This is a genomic window from Larkinella insperata, assembly GCF_026248825.1.
Classification (GTDB): domain Bacteria; phylum Bacteroidota; class Bacteroidia; order Cytophagales; family Spirosomataceae; genus Larkinella; species Larkinella insperata.
Genome location: NZ_CP110973.1, coordinates 1,637,533 through 1,652,218, shown reverse-complemented (window position 1 = coordinate 1,652,218; position 14,686 = coordinate 1,637,533). Strand labels below are relative to the sequence as shown.

Annotated in this window: 14 protein-coding genes; 9 read left to right on the top strand and 5 right to left on the bottom strand. The window is 53.1% G+C overall.

Annotation, left to right across the window (positions count from 1 at the left end; all coding sequences use genetic code 11):
* The first annotated feature begins 84 nt into the window (after positions 1 to 84).
* The 5 genes from pdhA (at position 85) to serS (ending at position 5,503) form a co-directional block, all read left to right on the top strand.
* Positions 85 to 1,128 carry a pyruvate dehydrogenase (acetyl-transferring) E1 component subunit alpha gene (gene pdhA / locus OQ371_RS06685; RefSeq protein ID WP_265993018.1) on the top strand — a complete coding sequence of 348 codons (1,044 nt, stop codon included), beginning with the start codon at positions 85 to 87 and terminating at the stop codon, positions 1,126 to 1,128.
* Positions 1,129 to 1,314: 186 nt separating this feature from the next.
* Positions 1,315 to 2,016 carry a tetratricopeptide repeat protein gene (locus OQ371_RS06680; protein ID WP_265993017.1) on the top strand — a complete coding sequence of 234 codons (702 nt, stop codon included), beginning with the start codon at positions 1,315 to 1,317 and terminating at the stop codon, positions 2,014 to 2,016.
* A gap of 175 nt (positions 2,017 to 2,191) precedes the next feature.
* Positions 2,192 to 2,701 carry a 6,7-dimethyl-8-ribityllumazine synthase gene (gene ribH / locus OQ371_RS06675; protein WP_265993016.1) on the top strand — a complete coding sequence of 170 codons (510 nt, stop codon included), beginning with the start codon at positions 2,192 to 2,194 and terminating at the stop codon, positions 2,699 to 2,701.
* A 105-nt stretch (positions 2,702 to 2,806) separates the two neighbouring features.
* Positions 2,807 to 4,141 (top strand): aspartate kinase, encoded by a 1,335-nt coding sequence (locus OQ371_RS06670; protein ID WP_265993015.1) that lies wholly within the window; start codon positions 2,807 to 2,809, stop codon positions 4,139 to 4,141.
* A 90-nt stretch (positions 4,142 to 4,231) separates the two neighbouring features.
* The gene (gene serS, locus OQ371_RS06665; protein ID WP_265993014.1) at positions 4,232 to 5,503 is read left to right on the top strand and encodes a serine--tRNA ligase; all 1,272 of its coding nucleotides are present in this window, start codon (positions 4,232 to 4,234) and stop codon (positions 5,501 to 5,503) included.
* Between the two features lie 37 nt (positions 5,504 to 5,540).
* Here serS and surE read toward each other — a convergent pair whose 3' ends face one another.
* Positions 5,541 to 6,281: a 5'/3'-nucleotidase SurE gene (gene surE, locus OQ371_RS06660; protein WP_265993013.1), complete on the bottom strand. Its 741-nt coding sequence runs from the start codon at positions 6,279 to 6,281 to the stop codon at positions 5,541 to 5,543.
* Positions 6,282 to 6,357: 76 nt separating this feature from the next.
* On the opposite strand from surE, the gene OQ371_RS06655 reads away from it, so the two are divergent.
* The gene (locus OQ371_RS06655) at positions 6,358 to 7,263 is read left to right on the top strand and encodes a diacylglycerol/lipid kinase family protein (RefSeq protein ID WP_265993012.1); all 906 of its coding nucleotides are present in this window, start codon (positions 6,358 to 6,360) and stop codon (positions 7,261 to 7,263) included.
* A gap of 18 nt (positions 7,264 to 7,281) precedes the next feature.
* On the opposite strand, the gene OQ371_RS06650 is transcribed toward OQ371_RS06655, so the two are convergent.
* Complete coding sequence (locus OQ371_RS06650; RefSeq protein WP_265993011.1) at positions 7,282 to 8,730, bottom strand: TonB family protein; 1,449 nt, start codon at positions 8,728 to 8,730, stop codon at positions 7,282 to 7,284.
* A 42-nt stretch (positions 8,731 to 8,772) separates the two neighbouring features.
* Entirely contained in the window at positions 8,773 to 10,629 is a 1,857-nt protein-coding gene (locus tag OQ371_RS06645) for a CocE/NonD family hydrolase (protein ID WP_265993010.1), read from the bottom strand.
* A gap of 167 nt (positions 10,630 to 10,796) precedes the next feature.
* Here OQ371_RS06645 and OQ371_RS06640 point away from each other — a divergent pair, with 167 nt between their 5' ends.
* Both OQ371_RS06640 and OQ371_RS06635 read left to right on the top strand, forming a co-directional pair.
* The gene (locus OQ371_RS06640) at positions 10,797 to 11,123 is read left to right on the top strand and encodes a hypothetical protein (RefSeq protein WP_265993009.1); all 327 of its coding nucleotides are present in this window, start codon (positions 10,797 to 10,799) and stop codon (positions 11,121 to 11,123) included.
* The gene (locus OQ371_RS06635) at positions 11,120 to 11,788 is read left to right on the top strand and encodes an ATP-binding cassette domain-containing protein (protein ID WP_265993008.1); all 669 of its coding nucleotides are present in this window, start codon (positions 11,120 to 11,122) and stop codon (positions 11,786 to 11,788) included. Before OQ371_RS06640 ends, OQ371_RS06635 begins: the two co-directional genes overlap by 4 nt.
* A 24-nt stretch (positions 11,789 to 11,812) precedes the next feature.
* Here OQ371_RS06635 and OQ371_RS06630 read toward each other — a convergent pair whose 3' ends face one another.
* Both OQ371_RS06630 and OQ371_RS06625 read right to left on the bottom strand, forming a co-directional pair.
* Positions 11,813 to 12,712 carry a metallophosphoesterase gene (locus OQ371_RS06630; protein ID WP_265993007.1) on the bottom strand — a complete coding sequence of 300 codons (900 nt, stop codon included), beginning with the start codon at positions 12,710 to 12,712 and terminating at the stop codon, positions 11,813 to 11,815.
* 64 nt (positions 12,713 to 12,776) lie between these two features.
* Positions 12,777 to 13,670, bottom strand: a complete 894-nt coding sequence (locus tag OQ371_RS06625) for an outer membrane beta-barrel protein (RefSeq protein ID WP_265993006.1) — start codon at positions 13,668 to 13,670, stop codon at positions 12,777 to 12,779.
* 38 nt (positions 13,671 to 13,708) lie between these two features.
* On the opposite strand from OQ371_RS06625, the gene gldB reads away from it, so the two are divergent.
* Complete coding sequence (gldB, locus tag OQ371_RS06620; RefSeq protein ID WP_265993005.1) at positions 13,709 to 14,683, top strand: gliding motility lipoprotein GldB; 975 nt, start codon at positions 13,709 to 13,711, stop codon at positions 14,681 to 14,683.
* Positions 14,684 to 14,686 lie beyond the last annotated feature (3 nt).

Here is a 14,686-nt window from a genome sequence, read left to right as displayed (position 1 = left end):
TTTGTTACGTAAGGACCGGTTGCCTGTATCACAAATAAGGTCCGTTTTCATTCGGTTATCCTTTTTTTACGCCCAACGAACCATATGGCCAGTGTAAAGGAAAAATCTAAGCCGGGCGACGCTTCGCCAGCCGCGGCAAAAACCACGCATCCCAAAGAACGTTACCTGTACTGGTACGAGTCGATGATGCTGCAACGCAAGTTTGAAGAAAAAGCTGGTCAGCTTTATGGACAGCAAAAAATCCGGGGTTTCTGTCACCTCTACATCGGACAGGAGGCTTGCTCGTCAGGGTCGTATTCGGCACTGACCAAAGATGATAAATGGATTACAGCCTACCGCGACCACGGGATTCCGCTGGCGCTGGGTTCTGATCCGAAAGCCATCATGGCTGAATTATTTGGCAAACAAACGGGGTCATCGAAAGGCAAAGGCGGTTCGATGCACATCTTCGACAAGTCGGTGAACTTCATGGGCGGCCACGGTATCGTGGGGGCTCAGATCCCGCTGGGAGCCGGTATTGCGTTTGCCGAGAAATACAACAAGACCACAAACCTGTGCATGTGTTTCATGGGAGACGGTGCCGTGCGGCAGGGGGCCTTTCACGAAACGCTGAACATGGCCATGACCTGGAAACTGCCGGTTATCTTCGTGGTGGAAAATAACGGTTATGCGATGGGAACGTCCGTGGCCCGCACGTCGAACGTAACCGATCTTTACACACTGGCGGAAGCCTACGACATGCCGTCGGAGCCCATCGATGCGATGGACGTAGAGGCCGTGCACGAAGCCGTTAGCCGGGCTGCCGAACGCGCCCGAAACGGCGACGGACCGACGTTCCTGGAATTCCGGACATACCGGTACCGGGGGCATTCCATGTCTGATCCGCAGAAATACCGGACGAAAGACGAACTGGAGCAGTACAAACAACGTGACCCGATTGAAATAGTTCGGACGCGGATCCTGGAACAGCAAATTGCTACGGAAGATGATCTGGCGGCAATCGATCAAAAAATCAAAGGTATCGTAGAAGAGTCGGTGAAGTTTGCCGAAGAGTCGCCCTATCCGGCGCCGGAGGAAGCCTTTAAAGACGTCTACATGCAGAAAGATTATCCGTTTATCACGGAGTAATACTTAGCTAATTAGAAAAAAGCAGGGAAGGAAAAAGGAAGGGAAACGGCTGTCGGCTTATTCCTTACGATTTTCTTCCCTGCTTTTTTTCTTTTCACCTTTATTATCAAAACTTTGTCCGGGTTTTTTCTTTCTATTATCCGGAATTTTCCTAAATTTGCAGTCCAAAATTTTGGATATTCATAAATGAGTAAGACACAAACTAGCTCCAAACTGGAGTTTCTGGAGGATCCCGCTATGTTGTCAGGATCGTTGGGGAAAGCGGAGTTGTTTTTTGAGAAAAACCGGAATCTGGTTCTGGGTTTGTTGGGCGCTATTGTGCTGGTCGTTGTTGGCTTTGTCGGATACCGGTATTGGGTTGGTAGCCAGGATGAAGAAGCGCAAACAGCGATGTTTCCTTCTGTTTATGAATGGGAGGCTGACTCCCTGAAAAAAGCCCTGAACGGTAACGGCGCCAACGAAGGTCTGGTGGCTATTTCGGAAGAATACAGCGCAGCTCCGGCGGGTAACCTCGCCAGTTTTTACGCGGGTGTCGCCTTGTTGAAGCAGGGTAAGTACGATGATGCCATCGAAAAACTGCAGGGTTTCAAATCCTCTGATCTGCTGGTGCAAGGCCGGACTTACTCATTGATTGGCGACGCCTACATGGAAAAGAAAGCCTACAGCGACGCCATTGACTACTACAAAAAAGCGGCTGACTACAAGCCGAATCCATACTTTACTCCTGCTTACCTGATGAAGCTGGCAGTTGCCTATGAGCAGAACAAGCAAAATCAGGAAGCAATTGATACATACAACCAGATCATCGACAAATACCCGACGTCCGCTGAGTCGGCTAACGCCAAGAAGTATAAATCTGTGTTGGAAAGCACGGTCGGTGAGTCGTAAGCAGCGTTGATCAAACCCATTGCGAAAGGACAAAGCCGACCGAGGTTTTGTCCTTTTTTTTGGACTCGGATTCCGTGGTAAGTCAAGCTGAAAGCTCCTCGAGCTGAACCAACCACGCAGGAATCCGGGGCTTTCATCCTAGTTCATCCAGTTAATCACTGTAACCCGCGTTCAGATGGCCACTGAGTTAAAAAATTTGAGTGTTTTTTCGACGGACAACCTGCCTGATATCAGCAAACGACGGTTTGCCATCGTGGTGGCCGAATGGAATGCCGAAGTGACCGAAGCCTTGTTTGAAGGCGCCTACCAAACCCTGCTGCAATACGGAGCTGTGGCCAACAACATCGTCCGTGGGAATGTTCCGGGGAGTTTCGAACTGAGTCTGGGGGCAAACTGGTTTGCCCAGCGTGACGATATCGACGCCGTGATTGCGCTTGGTTGTGTAATTCAGGGCGAAACCAAACACAACGATTATATCAATCACGCCGTTGCACAGGGTCTGACGAATGTAGGGCTCCAGACCGGTAAACCCGTCATCTTTGGGGTTTTGACGCCGAACAACCAGCAACAGGCCATCGACCGTGCCGGCGGCATTCACGGCAACAAAGGCGACGAAGCCGCCATGACCGCTATCAAAATGTTAGGCTTACAGCAGCAAGTTTATAGTTATTCACCTAAAATCTAATTTCGAATGATTGGGTAATGAAAGGGTGAATAGGTCCGCCAGTTGCTCGCTAGCTGTGGGGCCATTCAGCCAGGCATTACATCATTCATTCACTTATTCTAAACCATGCAAGTCTGGAAATTTGGCGGAACGTCCGTCGGCAAGCCCGAACGGATGCACTCAATTCGCAACCTGATTACCTCCGACGATCAGCAGAAAATCGTCGTCCTGTCGGCGCTGTCCGGTACAACCAACGCGTTGCTGTCCATTGCTGATTCCCTGAAATCGGATCAGCCAGATGAGGCCACCGAGAAGATCGAGCACCTGAAAGCGCATTACGATACGTTTGTACGGGAGCTTTACAAGACCTCCGACGGGTTGACGAAAGGCCAAAAGATTGTTGAAAATGAGTTTTCGTTTATCCGATCGCTGACCCGCATCCGGCCGTTTACGTTGAAACAGGAGAAGGAGCTGGTTGCTGAAGGAGAGTTGCTGAGTACGCAAATGTTCCAGGCGTATCTGGAAGAGGCCGAAGAAGACGCCATTCTGCTGCCCGCGCTGGAATTCATGCGCGTAGATGCCGACGGAGAACCCGAACTCGATTACACGGAGCGGAAACTGCGGGAACTGCTGCGGACGCATGGAACCCGAAAAATTATCGTTACGCAAGGGTTTATCTGCCGGAATCCGCGCGGAGAAGTTGATAACCTGAAGCGGGGTGGTTCGGACTACACGGCTTCCCTGATTGGCGGGGCTATCCGGGCCGACGAAATCCAGATCTGGACTGACATCGACGGTATGCACAACAATGATCCGCGGATTGTGAAGAAGACTTTTCCGATCCGGGCGCTGACGTTTGAAGAAGCGGCTGAGTTAGCGTACTTCGGGGCTAAAATCCTGCACCCGTCGACCATCACCCCGGCGAAGATGTTTGGAGTGCCGGTGCGGCTGAAAAATACGATGGACCCGCAGGCGGAGGGAACGCTCATTGCCAGCAAAACGTCTGATCAGGTGTTCAAAGCCGTTGCCGCTAAAGACGGAATCACGGCCTTGTACATCCACTCGCTGCGGATGCTGAACGCTTACGGCTTTCTACGCCGGATTTTTGAGGTGTTTGAGAAATACAAAACGCCGGTTGACTTAATTGCAACGTCGGAAGTATCGGTATCGGTGACCATTGACAAAACCGACAACCTGACCGAGCTGATGGCCGAACTGCGCACATTCTGCGATCTGGAGGAGCCGGATTACGATCAGACCATCGTCTGCATCGTTGGAAACTTCAGCGCCGACCATGCCGGCATCGCCCTGAAAGTGCTGAAAGCGCTGGAAGGCATCCCAATCCGGATGATCTCCTACGGCGGCACCGAGCACAATATTTCGCTGCTGATGCACGGTCGCTATAAGGCCGAAGCCTTGAACGCCCTGAACGAGGGGCTGTTCAACCTGGTTGAAGCCTAAAAAGAAACGTTCCGGACGGCCTCATAATCGTCCGGAATCTGAAAACGAAACCTTTATAGCGGCTCTGGAGCCGCTATTACCTGACTAATCATGCTTTTACTTCCCTTCATCCGCGAAAACAAAGAAACCACCCTGGCGGGTCTGAAAAAGAAACGTTTTGCCAATGCCGAAGCCGTCGTTGAGCAGGTGCTGGCGCTGGATCAGCAACGGCGCGACACGCAGAAAGAGCTGGACGATGTGCTGGCGCGTTCCAACGCCAAAGCCAAGGAAATCGGCGCTTTCATGAAAGCTGGTCAGAAAACCGAAGCGGAAGCCGCTAAAGCCGAAACGGCCGAATTGAAAACGCGTTCGCGGGAGCTGGAAGAAAGTCTGAAAGTCGCTGAGCAGCAGTTGCAGGATGTGCTGGTAACCCTGCCTAACCTGCCCCACAGCAGCGTTCCGGAAGGCCGTAGTGCGGATGATAACGAAGTTGTACTGCAAAATGGCCAGATTCCAACGTTACCGGAAAGCGCACTACCGCACTGGGAGTTGATTAAAAAATACGGCATTATCGACTTTGACCTGGGTAACAAAATTACCGGAGCCGGTTTTCCGGTCTACCGGGGAAAAGGAGCACGGATTCAGCGGGCGATGATCAATTTTTTCCTCGACGAAGCCCTCAAAGCCGGTTATTTCGAGATCCAACCGCCCATCCTGATCAACGAAGACTCGGGTTTCGGGACGGGTCAGTTGCCCGATAAAGAAGGCCAGATGTACTTCGCCACGGAAGACAAACTTTATCTGATCCCGACGGCCGAAGTACCCATTACCAACCTCTACCGTGACGTCATTGTGTCGGACGATCAGCTGCCGATCAAAAACGTGGGTCATACGCCCTGTTTTCGGCGCGAGGCCGGTTCGTGGGGCGCACACGTCCGGGGTCTGAACCGGCTGCACCAGTTTGATAAAGTGGAGATTGTTCAGATTCGCAAACCGGAAGAATCGTATCAGGCGCTGGAAGAAATGAGCCAGCACGTGCAGTCGCTGCTCCAGAAGCTGGAATTACCCTACCGGGTGCTCCGGCTTTGCGGGGGTGACATGGGTTTTACGTCGGCCTTGACCTACGACATGGAGGTTTGGTCGGCGGCTCAGCAACGGTGGCTGGAAGTAAGCTCGGTTTCCAACTTTGAAACCTACCAAGCCAACCGGCTAAAGCTGCGTTACCGGGTAGAAGGTAAGACGCAGTTGCTGCACACCCTGAACGGTTCGGCGCTCGCCTTGCCCCGGATTTTAGCGGCCATCCTGGAAAACAACCAGACGCCGGAGGGAATCCGGATTCCGCCGGTACTGGTTCCGTATTGCGGATTTGAAACGATTAATTAAAAAAGCTCCCGGTTTCGCCGGGAGCTTTTTTAATGACTTATGGTGTAATCGGTTGTTGTTCGAGCGCTTTCTGAAGGGCCGTTTCGTCGGTCAAATCCAGCCGCAAGGGGGTAATTGACACAAAGCCATTCTCTACCGCCCAGCGATCCGTCCCTTCTTCCGCCGGTTCCAGCGGAGTGACGGTAAACCAGTAATGCTTCCGGCCCAGCGGGTCCATACCGGGGATAACCGTTCCATCGTACAGCCGAACCGATTGGCGGGTCCACCGGATGTCGGTTGGATTGGGAGGAAGATTGACGTTGTAGAGCGCCAGTTCCGGGTCTTTCAGCAACAATTCCAGGGTTTTTTCGACATACGGCTGCAGGGCGTCAAAATCCGGCTCGGTTTTGCCCACGGGCGTGCTAAAAGCAATTCCTTTGATACCGAGGAGAACGGCCTGCTTGGCGGCCGCCAGCGTTCCGGAGTGCCACATGGAATTTCCCAGGTTAGGTCCCATGTTTATTCCTGACAACACAACGTCGGTCTGCCCGCCGATATGACTTCCCAGAGCAACGCAGTCAGCGGGGGTACCGTTGACACGATAAGCCTCAATTCCTTCAAACTTGATCGGGGATGTGCGGTAGGAAAGCGGTCGTGAATGGGTTACGGCGTGCCCCATAGACGACTGCTCCACATCGGGCGCGACCACGCGAACTTCGCCAAACCGGGAAGCAATTCGGGCCAGGGCCGCAATACCCGGACTGTAAATACCGTCATCGTTGGTGATTAAAATTCTCATGGTATGGGCGTTTTTGTCTTAGTATTCCAACAGAAAAACCCCCGATGATGTTTATAAGATCACTATCTTGAACGCTATGAAGATTGCCCAACTCTTGCATAACCCCGGTGCTGGCGACGAAGACCATTCTAAAAAAGAACTGGTGGACCTCATTAAATCGGAGGGTTTTGACTGCCGCTATGCTTCAACCAAAAAGGGTGACTGGAAGGAATTGAAGTCCGATGTTGATTTTCTGGTGGTGGCCGGCGGAGACGGTACGGTTCGCCGAGTCGCCAAACACTTGTTGAATCGTAAACTGATTGAAAAGCCGTATCCGATTGCCTTGCTGCCAAGCGGAACAGCCAACAACATCGCCGGAGCGCTGAACATTCCTACCGACCGTCCGGAGCCTATTGTGGAGAGCTGGAAAGCGGATCGGCGGAAACGGTTTGACGTGGGACTGGTGGAGGGGTTGCCCAAACGGCAGTTTTTCCTGGAAAGTATGGGTTATGGGGTTTTTCCTGCGCTCATGAGAAAAATGAAAGATCAGCAGGAAAAATCGACGGATACGCCGGAAGAAAAAATGAACGTGGCGCTGGATGTACTGGCCGATATTGTGCAATCCTACGAGGCTCGTCCTTGTCGAATCAACGTGGACGGTATCGATTATTCGGGTAACTACCTGCTGGTGGAGGTGATGAATACGCGCTCCATCGGTCCGAATCTGGTGCTGGCCCCGGCTGCTGATCCGGGCGATAGTCAATTTGAAGTGGTGCTGGTTTCGGAAAGCCAGCGAATGGGGTTGGTAACGTATGTACAGAACCGGCTCAACGGGATCGAGGGCGATTACTGGGGAACCGCCCTGAAAGGCCGTACCATTCGGCTGAAGTGGGACGGAGTCGAAATGCACCTGGATGATCAGTTGATTAAATCCAAAAAGCCCCGCGACATTCGGGTGATGATCCACGAAGGAGCGCTGAGCTTTCTGGGGGTGCCGGATTGATAGCCTCCGCCGTTCGTCTTACTGGAGTTGGAAATTAAGGGGGAGATTGTATTTGACCCGTACCTTGCGGCCTCTGATCGAGCCCGGTTTCCACTTCCCGTTGGATGCCTTCACGACCCGGAGCGCTTCCCTGTCCACGACGGGGTGAACGCTTCGGAGCACTTCGTAATCACAGAGCGAACCGTCTTCGCAGACCACGAAGCTGACAAAAACCTTTCCCTCGATGTTGGCCCGGGCGGCTTCCTCCGGGTAATGAATGTTCGTGGACAGGAAGTTGCCCAGCCCCTGCATTCCTCCTTTGAACTCGGGGTTTTGCCAGGCATTTTTGTAAGTTACCGAATCGGTATCGTAATAAGCCACGCCGGATGAGCACTCGCCTTGCTGGTAGGTTTCCCGGTAGGATAACGAACCGTTATCAAGCCGTCCATACCAAATGCCTTCTTTGCGACCCTCTTTGATGGTTCCGGTTTCCGTAACCCACTGATGATTGTGTTTCGACCGGAAACGGGCCGTACCGTTTCCGTTCTTGACCAACGGATTGCCTTTGGCATCCCATTGAGCGAGCAACTCCATTTCTTCAGGTTTGGCGACGGTGGTTGTTCGCACCAAGATCTGTTGCATCTGGCCGTTCGGGTACCACGCCCATTCCTGGGTTTTTCCCTCCTGCAACCGTTCTTCTAGCCGCTTGACCAAACCGTTTTTATAATAATAGACCGACTCGCCAACTTCTTTGCCGTCTACGAAATGTTGGCGAGCCATCAGCGTTCCGTCTGGATACAGCGAATAAATAACGCCGTTCCAGGACTGAAAAATTGGGTCTTTGATGACCAGTTGATATCCCTGGAGCGAATCCTGCAGTGATGGATCGTCGGTATTGGAGTGCACGAACGGCTTTTTCTCAAACTTGTTTTCAACGGCCCTCTGCCATTTCGATCCTTCGCGTTTCGAAAGAACGGGGTTGCCATTGGGCAGTCCGGCGGTATCGACCGGAGTGGTCAGTTTGAAGGCAGCCTGCGCTTCTTCTCCAATCTGGTTGCCTTCTTTGGAGAAATAGGTTGTAATGGCCCCCGGCTCGCTTTGCTGATTGAGCGTTGGAGCAAACCGGATGGGGTAAGTAAAGGATTGCCGTACGGGTTGGCCGTCTTTCAGGGCTGGTTTCCAGGCGTGGAATGCACCCACTACCCGAACGGCTTCGCGGTCGCAGTCGGGCCGGAGGCTGCGGATCGTCTTGACCTCCGAAACCGTGCCGTTGGGTTCAACCACCGCCGAGACAATGACAATTCCTTTTGTGCGTTCCACTTCGGCCGCGTAGGGCATTCGCCGGTTGGCCGCAATAAATTTTTCCAGCAAGGGCAAGCCGCCAACAGGCCGGGCCGCCGAATCCACCTCATAATCTTTGTAGATCGTCTGGGCCGATGCCGAAAAGGCTGTGATCAGCAGGAATAGGACGCATAAAACATGTTTCATGAGTTCTGGGGGATAGTTGTACCAAATTTACAAAAAGTATGGTTAATCTACGATATTTAATTCCAGATGTGATGGATGGGCCGCTGACCGAAAGATGGTGTGGGTGGCTTTCTGAAAATCGGCGTCGGCTGCTTCAAAAATGTTCGGAACGTAGCGTTGCGGGTTGCGGTCAATGATCGGAAACCAGGTACTCTGCACCTGCACCATAATCCGGTGGCCTTTTCGGAACACGTGGTCGAGGGAGTGCAGATCAATGGTAAATCGTTCAGTTTTGTTGGGTTGTAAAGGCTGCGGCTTCTCGAAGCTCCGGTGAAACCGCCCCCTCAGCACATCATTGGCCACCATAAACTGATACCCCGCCATGTGCGGTTCTTTCGGGTAGCGTTCCGGATATACGTCAATCAACTTAACCACCCAGTCGGCATCACTGCCGGTTGTGGCCGCAAACAGCCTGGCCAGCAAGGTACCGGTCACCGTCACCTCTTCCGTCAGTGGCTCGGTTTCCCACGTCAGCACATCCGGTCGGTTGTGCACAAACCGCTGATCTTCCGTCAGCCAGGTGTACCAGCGCGATCCCGGACCGTAGGTTTCTTCAATGGGCCGGGGGCGGTAAGGAACCGGATGAGCCGGATCCGACACGTAACGGTCGGCGCCCGATGCGTCGGTCGGTTTGTCAAAGGAAAGCCGTCCGTTGGCCCTGAAATACAGATTTCGCTTAACGGCACTGGTGGGCGGCCATTGCGAATAGGTTTTCCACCGGTTCGTACCGGTCTGAAAGGTGGTCACTTCCGCAAACTTACCGTCGCCTTTCCCTTTCAGGTGGTACGCAAACCAGGGTGCCAGCATAGACTGCCGGAAGGTGAGGGACGTAGTGGTGTCAAAACTGATGTTGCCCAGCTTCCGACCGTCACCCCGCGCCCAGCCGCCGTGGTTCCAGGGACCAACGATCAGGTGGTTCTGCTGTTTAGCGTCGCCTTTCTCCCAGATTTGGTACGCTTTGATCGGTCCGTAAAAATCCTCCTGATCCCACCAGCCCGCCACATGCTGAATCGCCACTTTGGGTCGGCCGAGCCGGGCCGCGAGGGCCTGTTTCTGCCAGAACTGATCGTAATTGGGGTGTTTGGCGAAGTCGTTCCAGGCCGGTAGTTTGCCCAGAAAATGTTTTTTATTGACATTGGCCAGCGAACCGAGTTTCAAATACCAATCGTAAGTATCGTAAGTGCTGAAGGGAAACAGCGTATCGGTTTTGGCGGCTTCTTCCATAAATGCGTACTCAAAGCCGTAGCTCAGCCGGAAAGCACCCTGGTGGTGAAAATCGTCCCCAATCCACATATCGGCGGGGGTGGCATGTTCCGAAATGGCTTTCAGGGCCGGATGCGGATCCAGGGCCCCCATCACGCTCGTCCAGGCATCGTAGGACGTGCCGTACATGCCCACGTTCCCGTTGTTGTTAGGAATGGTTTTCAGGAGCCATTCAATTGTATCGTACGTATCTGTGCTTTCGTCGATGGCCTTGGGGTCCGCCGGATTGCGCGAAAACCGCTGCATTTCAAACGTCCCCTCCGACTTGTAACGCCCGCGGATGTCCTGCGCCACGAAGATGTATCCCTCGTCGGCCATAAACTGGGTGTAGGAGGACTGATCGGGAAAGGGAGCCTTGCTAACGCCGTAGGGAGTTCGCCGAAACAAAAACGGGAGCGGTTTGCCGGCGGTCTTGGGCGTAAAAATAACGGTATTCAGCCGGACGCCGTCGCGCATGGTTATGAGAACCTCCCGTCGGTCGTAACGCGTTTCGGGAACGCTGGTCTGGGCGTGCGAAAATAATGCGCACAGGACAAACGCGCACGCAAAAATGAGTTCAAAAACAGGCAACGCAAGCAATCGGGCGGACGGCTTCATGGGAAAGGAGGTTTACGGCAAAATAAGACATTTGTCTTGCAAAAAACAGACAGCCGTCAGCTCTTTTGCCGGCGATTTCGCGAGCGGTCATTTCACGGGTTGTTAAAGTTTGTTAACCGTTTCTGTTTCCGGCCGGATCGACTTATTTTGACCGGAAATGGCCGCTTATGCGTTACCTGAAACTACGGGCAATCGTTCTTTTCTACCGGACCTTCTGGCTGTTCAGCAACGCCGTCACGCTGGGATTAATTGGTGTGAGCCTGAATAAGATGGTCTGCTATTTCCCGCTGTTCTTCGTGTATTTTTGGTGGTTTAAACTGCTTTCGGAAGGTGCTGTCTGGTACCTGATTCGCCGGAATTACCGGGCGCAGTTCTGGTTTTACCACAATTTGGGCTTATCGGAAGCCGCCCTGTTTGGCGGGGCTTTTGTACTCGATTCGCTGATCGCTCTCCTCCTGATTTTCGGCATCCGTCACCTGCTGCTTGTATTATGACTCCACCACCGACTGTTCTGGAAGCCGACGGTATCTGGCTGCAATTTGGCGGGCGCAAAATCCTGCAGAGCGTTTATGTCCGGTTGCAGGTTGGCCGGATAACCGGATTGCTGGGCCGGAACGGGTGCGGGAAGTCCGCGTTGTTAAAAAGCATTATGGGACTAATGCCGACTGAAACTCAATCGGTGCGGGCCGACGGGCACTACGTAGAAAAGGCGTACCAACAACCCGGTTTGATTCGGTATTTGCCCCAGCATCCGTTTGTGCCACCGGATTTAACGGTGCGGGCTGCTTTTGCGTGGTACGGGATTTCTGTAGACGAACTAGCCGACGAGTACCCAACGATTTACAGCTTCAGGCATCAGAAAATTGGCCGATTGTCGGGCGGGGAGAAGCGACTGACCGAGATTTTGCTGGTGCTGAAATCCGATGCGGCATTTGTGCTGCTGGACGAACCGTTTTCACACCTGATGCCGCTTCAAATCGAGCAGGTTCTGCAAACCATCCGGCAGGAGTCTGCGCAGAAGGGCATTCTTTTGTCTGATCATTTATACCGTCAGGTTCTCGATCTGAGCGATGCGGTTTTCTACCTCAACGCGGGCGGTCGAACAATCTTGCTGGACTCGCCGGAGCAAAATTTGAAGGATTTGGGGTATATGCACTGAGCGAGGCCGGGTGTTCAGAACGGTCTACTTTAAAATCCGGTCGGGTTCGGCACCGTACCCGTCTATTTTTAAATGGTCGTTGTACACCTCAACAAGGGCAAAACCGTTTTCTTCCTGCTCAACCATGCCCCGGAACGTAATGTAATGAATGCCCTTGTCGGTATGGTAGCTGCTCTGGTGCGCATGTCCGTTGAAATACGCCCGGACGTTCGGAACGCTTTCCAGCAGGGCTTTCACCGCCTGATGATTCCACAGGTTGTGCTGGTCGTTGGCGGGGACCAGCGGAAAATGGCAGAAAACGACCACTTTTTCACTTTTCCTGACCGCCGATTTTAATTCGCCCTCCAGCCATTTGAGTTGTTTATCACCCAATCCGCCGTTCCAGGGCTGGGCGTTGGGGGCCTGCTGCGCTTTCAGGCTTTCGAGGGTTCGGGTGGCCTGTTTGTGGGCCTTGCTGGTCGTTACGTTTCCATACACACTGAGGTCGTTGCCGTCCAGGACGATAAACCGCCAGCTGGCCCGGGCAAAGGAATAATACCGTGCTTTCAACTGGAGGGTCGCCGGTACCCTGGCAATTTCTTCCTGACGAACCGAAAAATCATGATTGCCCAGCACATGCCGGATCGGGGCGTTCAAGGGCTTGACAATCGTGTTCAGGGTGTCGTAGCTCCGGAAATCGCGGTCAATGAAGTCACCCAGGTGGGTTACAAACGCCACCTTTTCCTGATTGAAGGTTTGCACGGCTTCGCCCAGCTTGCGCAGCGAGGAGCGGTAATGCCGGGTTCCGGCGTTGTCGCAGTCACAGTATTGCACATCCGTCATTACGCCGAACGTAAACAGAGGCTGGCCATCCGTTTGCGAAAAGGCCCGGAGGCTGCTGAAAAGCAACAGAACGAGAAAGAAGGCAGGGGGTAGGTACCGCATGGCGCTCAGGTTAAGCCAATGAGCGCGCAGTTTAATGGTTTTTGGCCAGAAACCGGTCTTGTCGTTAAAACTTCAGCCCCAGATCCAGCGAAATCACGTGATTTTTCGAAACCAGATCGCGGGCCCGGGCCACGTCGGTCAGGCCCCGTTGGTAGCTAACACCCATGATCAGCGCTTGGCTCTGGTTCAGGCGGTATTGAATACCCGTGCCGAGCAGCAGGCTCAGGCTGGCCCGGCTGTACTGCCGACTGTAGTTGCCGCCATCTTCTGCGTACTGAAACAGGGCGTTATGGGCCGAATCAAGCGGTTTTTCGGCCAGTTTAATGTTGATCAGCCCACCGGTCTGGATGTAAAACCGGGCGTTTGGAAAGAGGTTGTTGGCGTACATTTTCACCGATGCCGGAATCTGCAGATACTGCAAATTGTAGGACGACTGCTGAAGTTTGGCACCCGGGTCCCAGATGGGCTGGCCAAACTGACCCGGAATCTGATAGCCCGACCGGTGGATGGTGTACCACAGTCCGGAGCTGAATGAATACCGGTCTTTGAAAAAGAAATAGTCGATGCTGGGGCCGAGGCTCATGCGCATGGCGGCTCCGTTTCGCCGGAAACCGGCGTAGGAATTAAAGCCTTCCGCCGTGTTGAACGTTACCGACGGGGCTACCCGGAAACTCATTTCGATCAGCTTTTGCGGGGGGGCGTAATCAATTTCTTCGCCCTGAATCCGCTCAAACACCCGCTCCGTTGCCCGGCGGGACCGCTGCCGGTTGTCGGTCTGGCGGCTTTTTTTACGGGGCGAAGGCTGGCCCCATCCGTCGTCGTCGGTGGTTTGCTTTGATTTATTACGTTCCTGAACCGTTACCCGTCCCTGGCCCTGGGCGTTCCAGGCCAATCCTAAAAGCAGGGCCACGGCTGCAATCATCTGACCGGAAAGCCAATATGAACCCAACTTTTTCATAAATTTGTATGTTTCCAAGAGAGCGCCCATTAGCAAAAATGAAGATCTGGTCTGTTGTTTTTTATTTAGTAAGTATACTCATTTTCAATGCCTGTTCCAAGACGGAGGAATTGGTAACCATCGAACGGCCGGAGCAGGAGCTATTTAGCGCCCGAAAGCCGGAAGACGTTCGCCAGTGGCTGGCCAAGCACAAAGACATAGCCCGGCTCTATTTTGGAACAACCCGCTTTGACCAGGATACGGTATTGGTGAATGAATTGCTTAAACGAGTTAACGATAAGGAGCTTGGCGTATTGTATCAGCAGGTGAATGCGGAGTTCGGAACGATGGGCGATATCCAGGATGAACTGTCGAAAGCCTTCAACCGGATCAAAGAAAACTTCCCGGATTACAAGCCACCGAGGGTTGCCACGATGATTTCCGGTTTTATGGGACAGGATTTGGTCCTGAGCGATACCCTCATCGTTATTGGATTGGATTATTTCGCGGGCCCCCGCGTCAAATACCGCCCGTTGGGGCTGCCAGCCTACATTTTGCGTCGATACCAGAAACCATTCATTGCTCCGACGGTCGTATACGCGCAGTCCGAACGGTTCAATAAGTCGAATCCGCAGGACCAGACATTGCTGGCCGATATGATTTATTACGGGAAAGGCTACGTTTTTACGAAGGCTATGATGCCTCAAACACCAGACAGTCTGATTATTGGGTATACCGAACAGCAACTGACGCAAACGTACAACGTGCAGTCGGACATCTGGGCGTATTTTATTGATGCCAAGCTGCTGTTTGAGGTCAATCCGGCGGTCAAAAACCGGTACCTGGCCGAGCGGCCTTTTACGGCCGAAATCAGCAACAGAAGTCCGGGGGCCATTGGCCGCTGGCTGGGCTGGCGGATTGTCGGAAAGTATTTTGATGAAAAAGAGCCCGCCATTAAAGAGCTGATGGATAATCCCAACGCTCCGCAGATTTTTGAGCAGTCGGGTTACAAAGGATTTAAAGACGAAGAATAGTGT

Coding starts and splice junctions, on each gene's coding strand:
- pdhA (WP_265993018.1), top strand. CDS start 85: ATGGCCAGTGTAAAGGAAAAATCTAAGCCGGGCGACGCTTCGCCAGCC.
- OQ371_RS06680 (WP_265993017.1), top strand. CDS start 1,315: ATGAGTAAGACACAAACTAGCTCCAAACTGGAGTTTCTGGAGGATCCC.
- ribH (WP_265993016.1), top strand. CDS start 2,192: ATGGCCACTGAGTTAAAAAATTTGAGTGTTTTTTCGACGGACAACCTG.
- OQ371_RS06670 (WP_265993015.1), top strand. CDS start 2,807: ATGCAAGTCTGGAAATTTGGCGGAACGTCCGTCGGCAAGCCCGAACGG.
- serS (WP_265993014.1), top strand. CDS start 4,232: ATGCTTTTACTTCCCTTCATCCGCGAAAACAAAGAAACCACCCTGGCG.
- surE (WP_265993013.1), bottom strand. CDS start 6,281: ATGAGAATTTTAATCACCAACGATGACGGTATTTACAGTCCGGGTATT.
- OQ371_RS06655 (WP_265993012.1), top strand. CDS start 6,358: ATGAAGATTGCCCAACTCTTGCATAACCCCGGTGCTGGCGACGAAGAC.
- OQ371_RS06650 (WP_265993011.1), bottom strand. CDS start 8,730: ATGAAACATGTTTTATGCGTCCTATTCCTGCTGATCACAGCCTTTTCG.
- OQ371_RS06645 (WP_265993010.1), bottom strand. CDS start 10,629: ATGAAGCCGTCCGCCCGATTGCTTGCGTTGCCTGTTTTTGAACTCATT.
- OQ371_RS06640 (WP_265993009.1), top strand. CDS start 10,797: ATGCGTTACCTGAAACTACGGGCAATCGTTCTTTTCTACCGGACCTTC.
- OQ371_RS06635 (WP_265993008.1), top strand. CDS start 11,120: ATGACTCCACCACCGACTGTTCTGGAAGCCGACGGTATCTGGCTGCAA.
- OQ371_RS06630 (WP_265993007.1), bottom strand. CDS start 12,712: ATGCGGTACCTACCCCCTGCCTTCTTTCTCGTTCTGTTGCTTTTCAGC.
- OQ371_RS06625 (WP_265993006.1), bottom strand. CDS start 13,670: ATGAAAAAGTTGGGTTCATATTGGCTTTCCGGTCAGATGATTGCAGCC.
- gldB (WP_265993005.1), top strand. CDS start 13,709: ATGAAGATCTGGTCTGTTGTTTTTTATTTAGTAAGTATACTCATTTTC.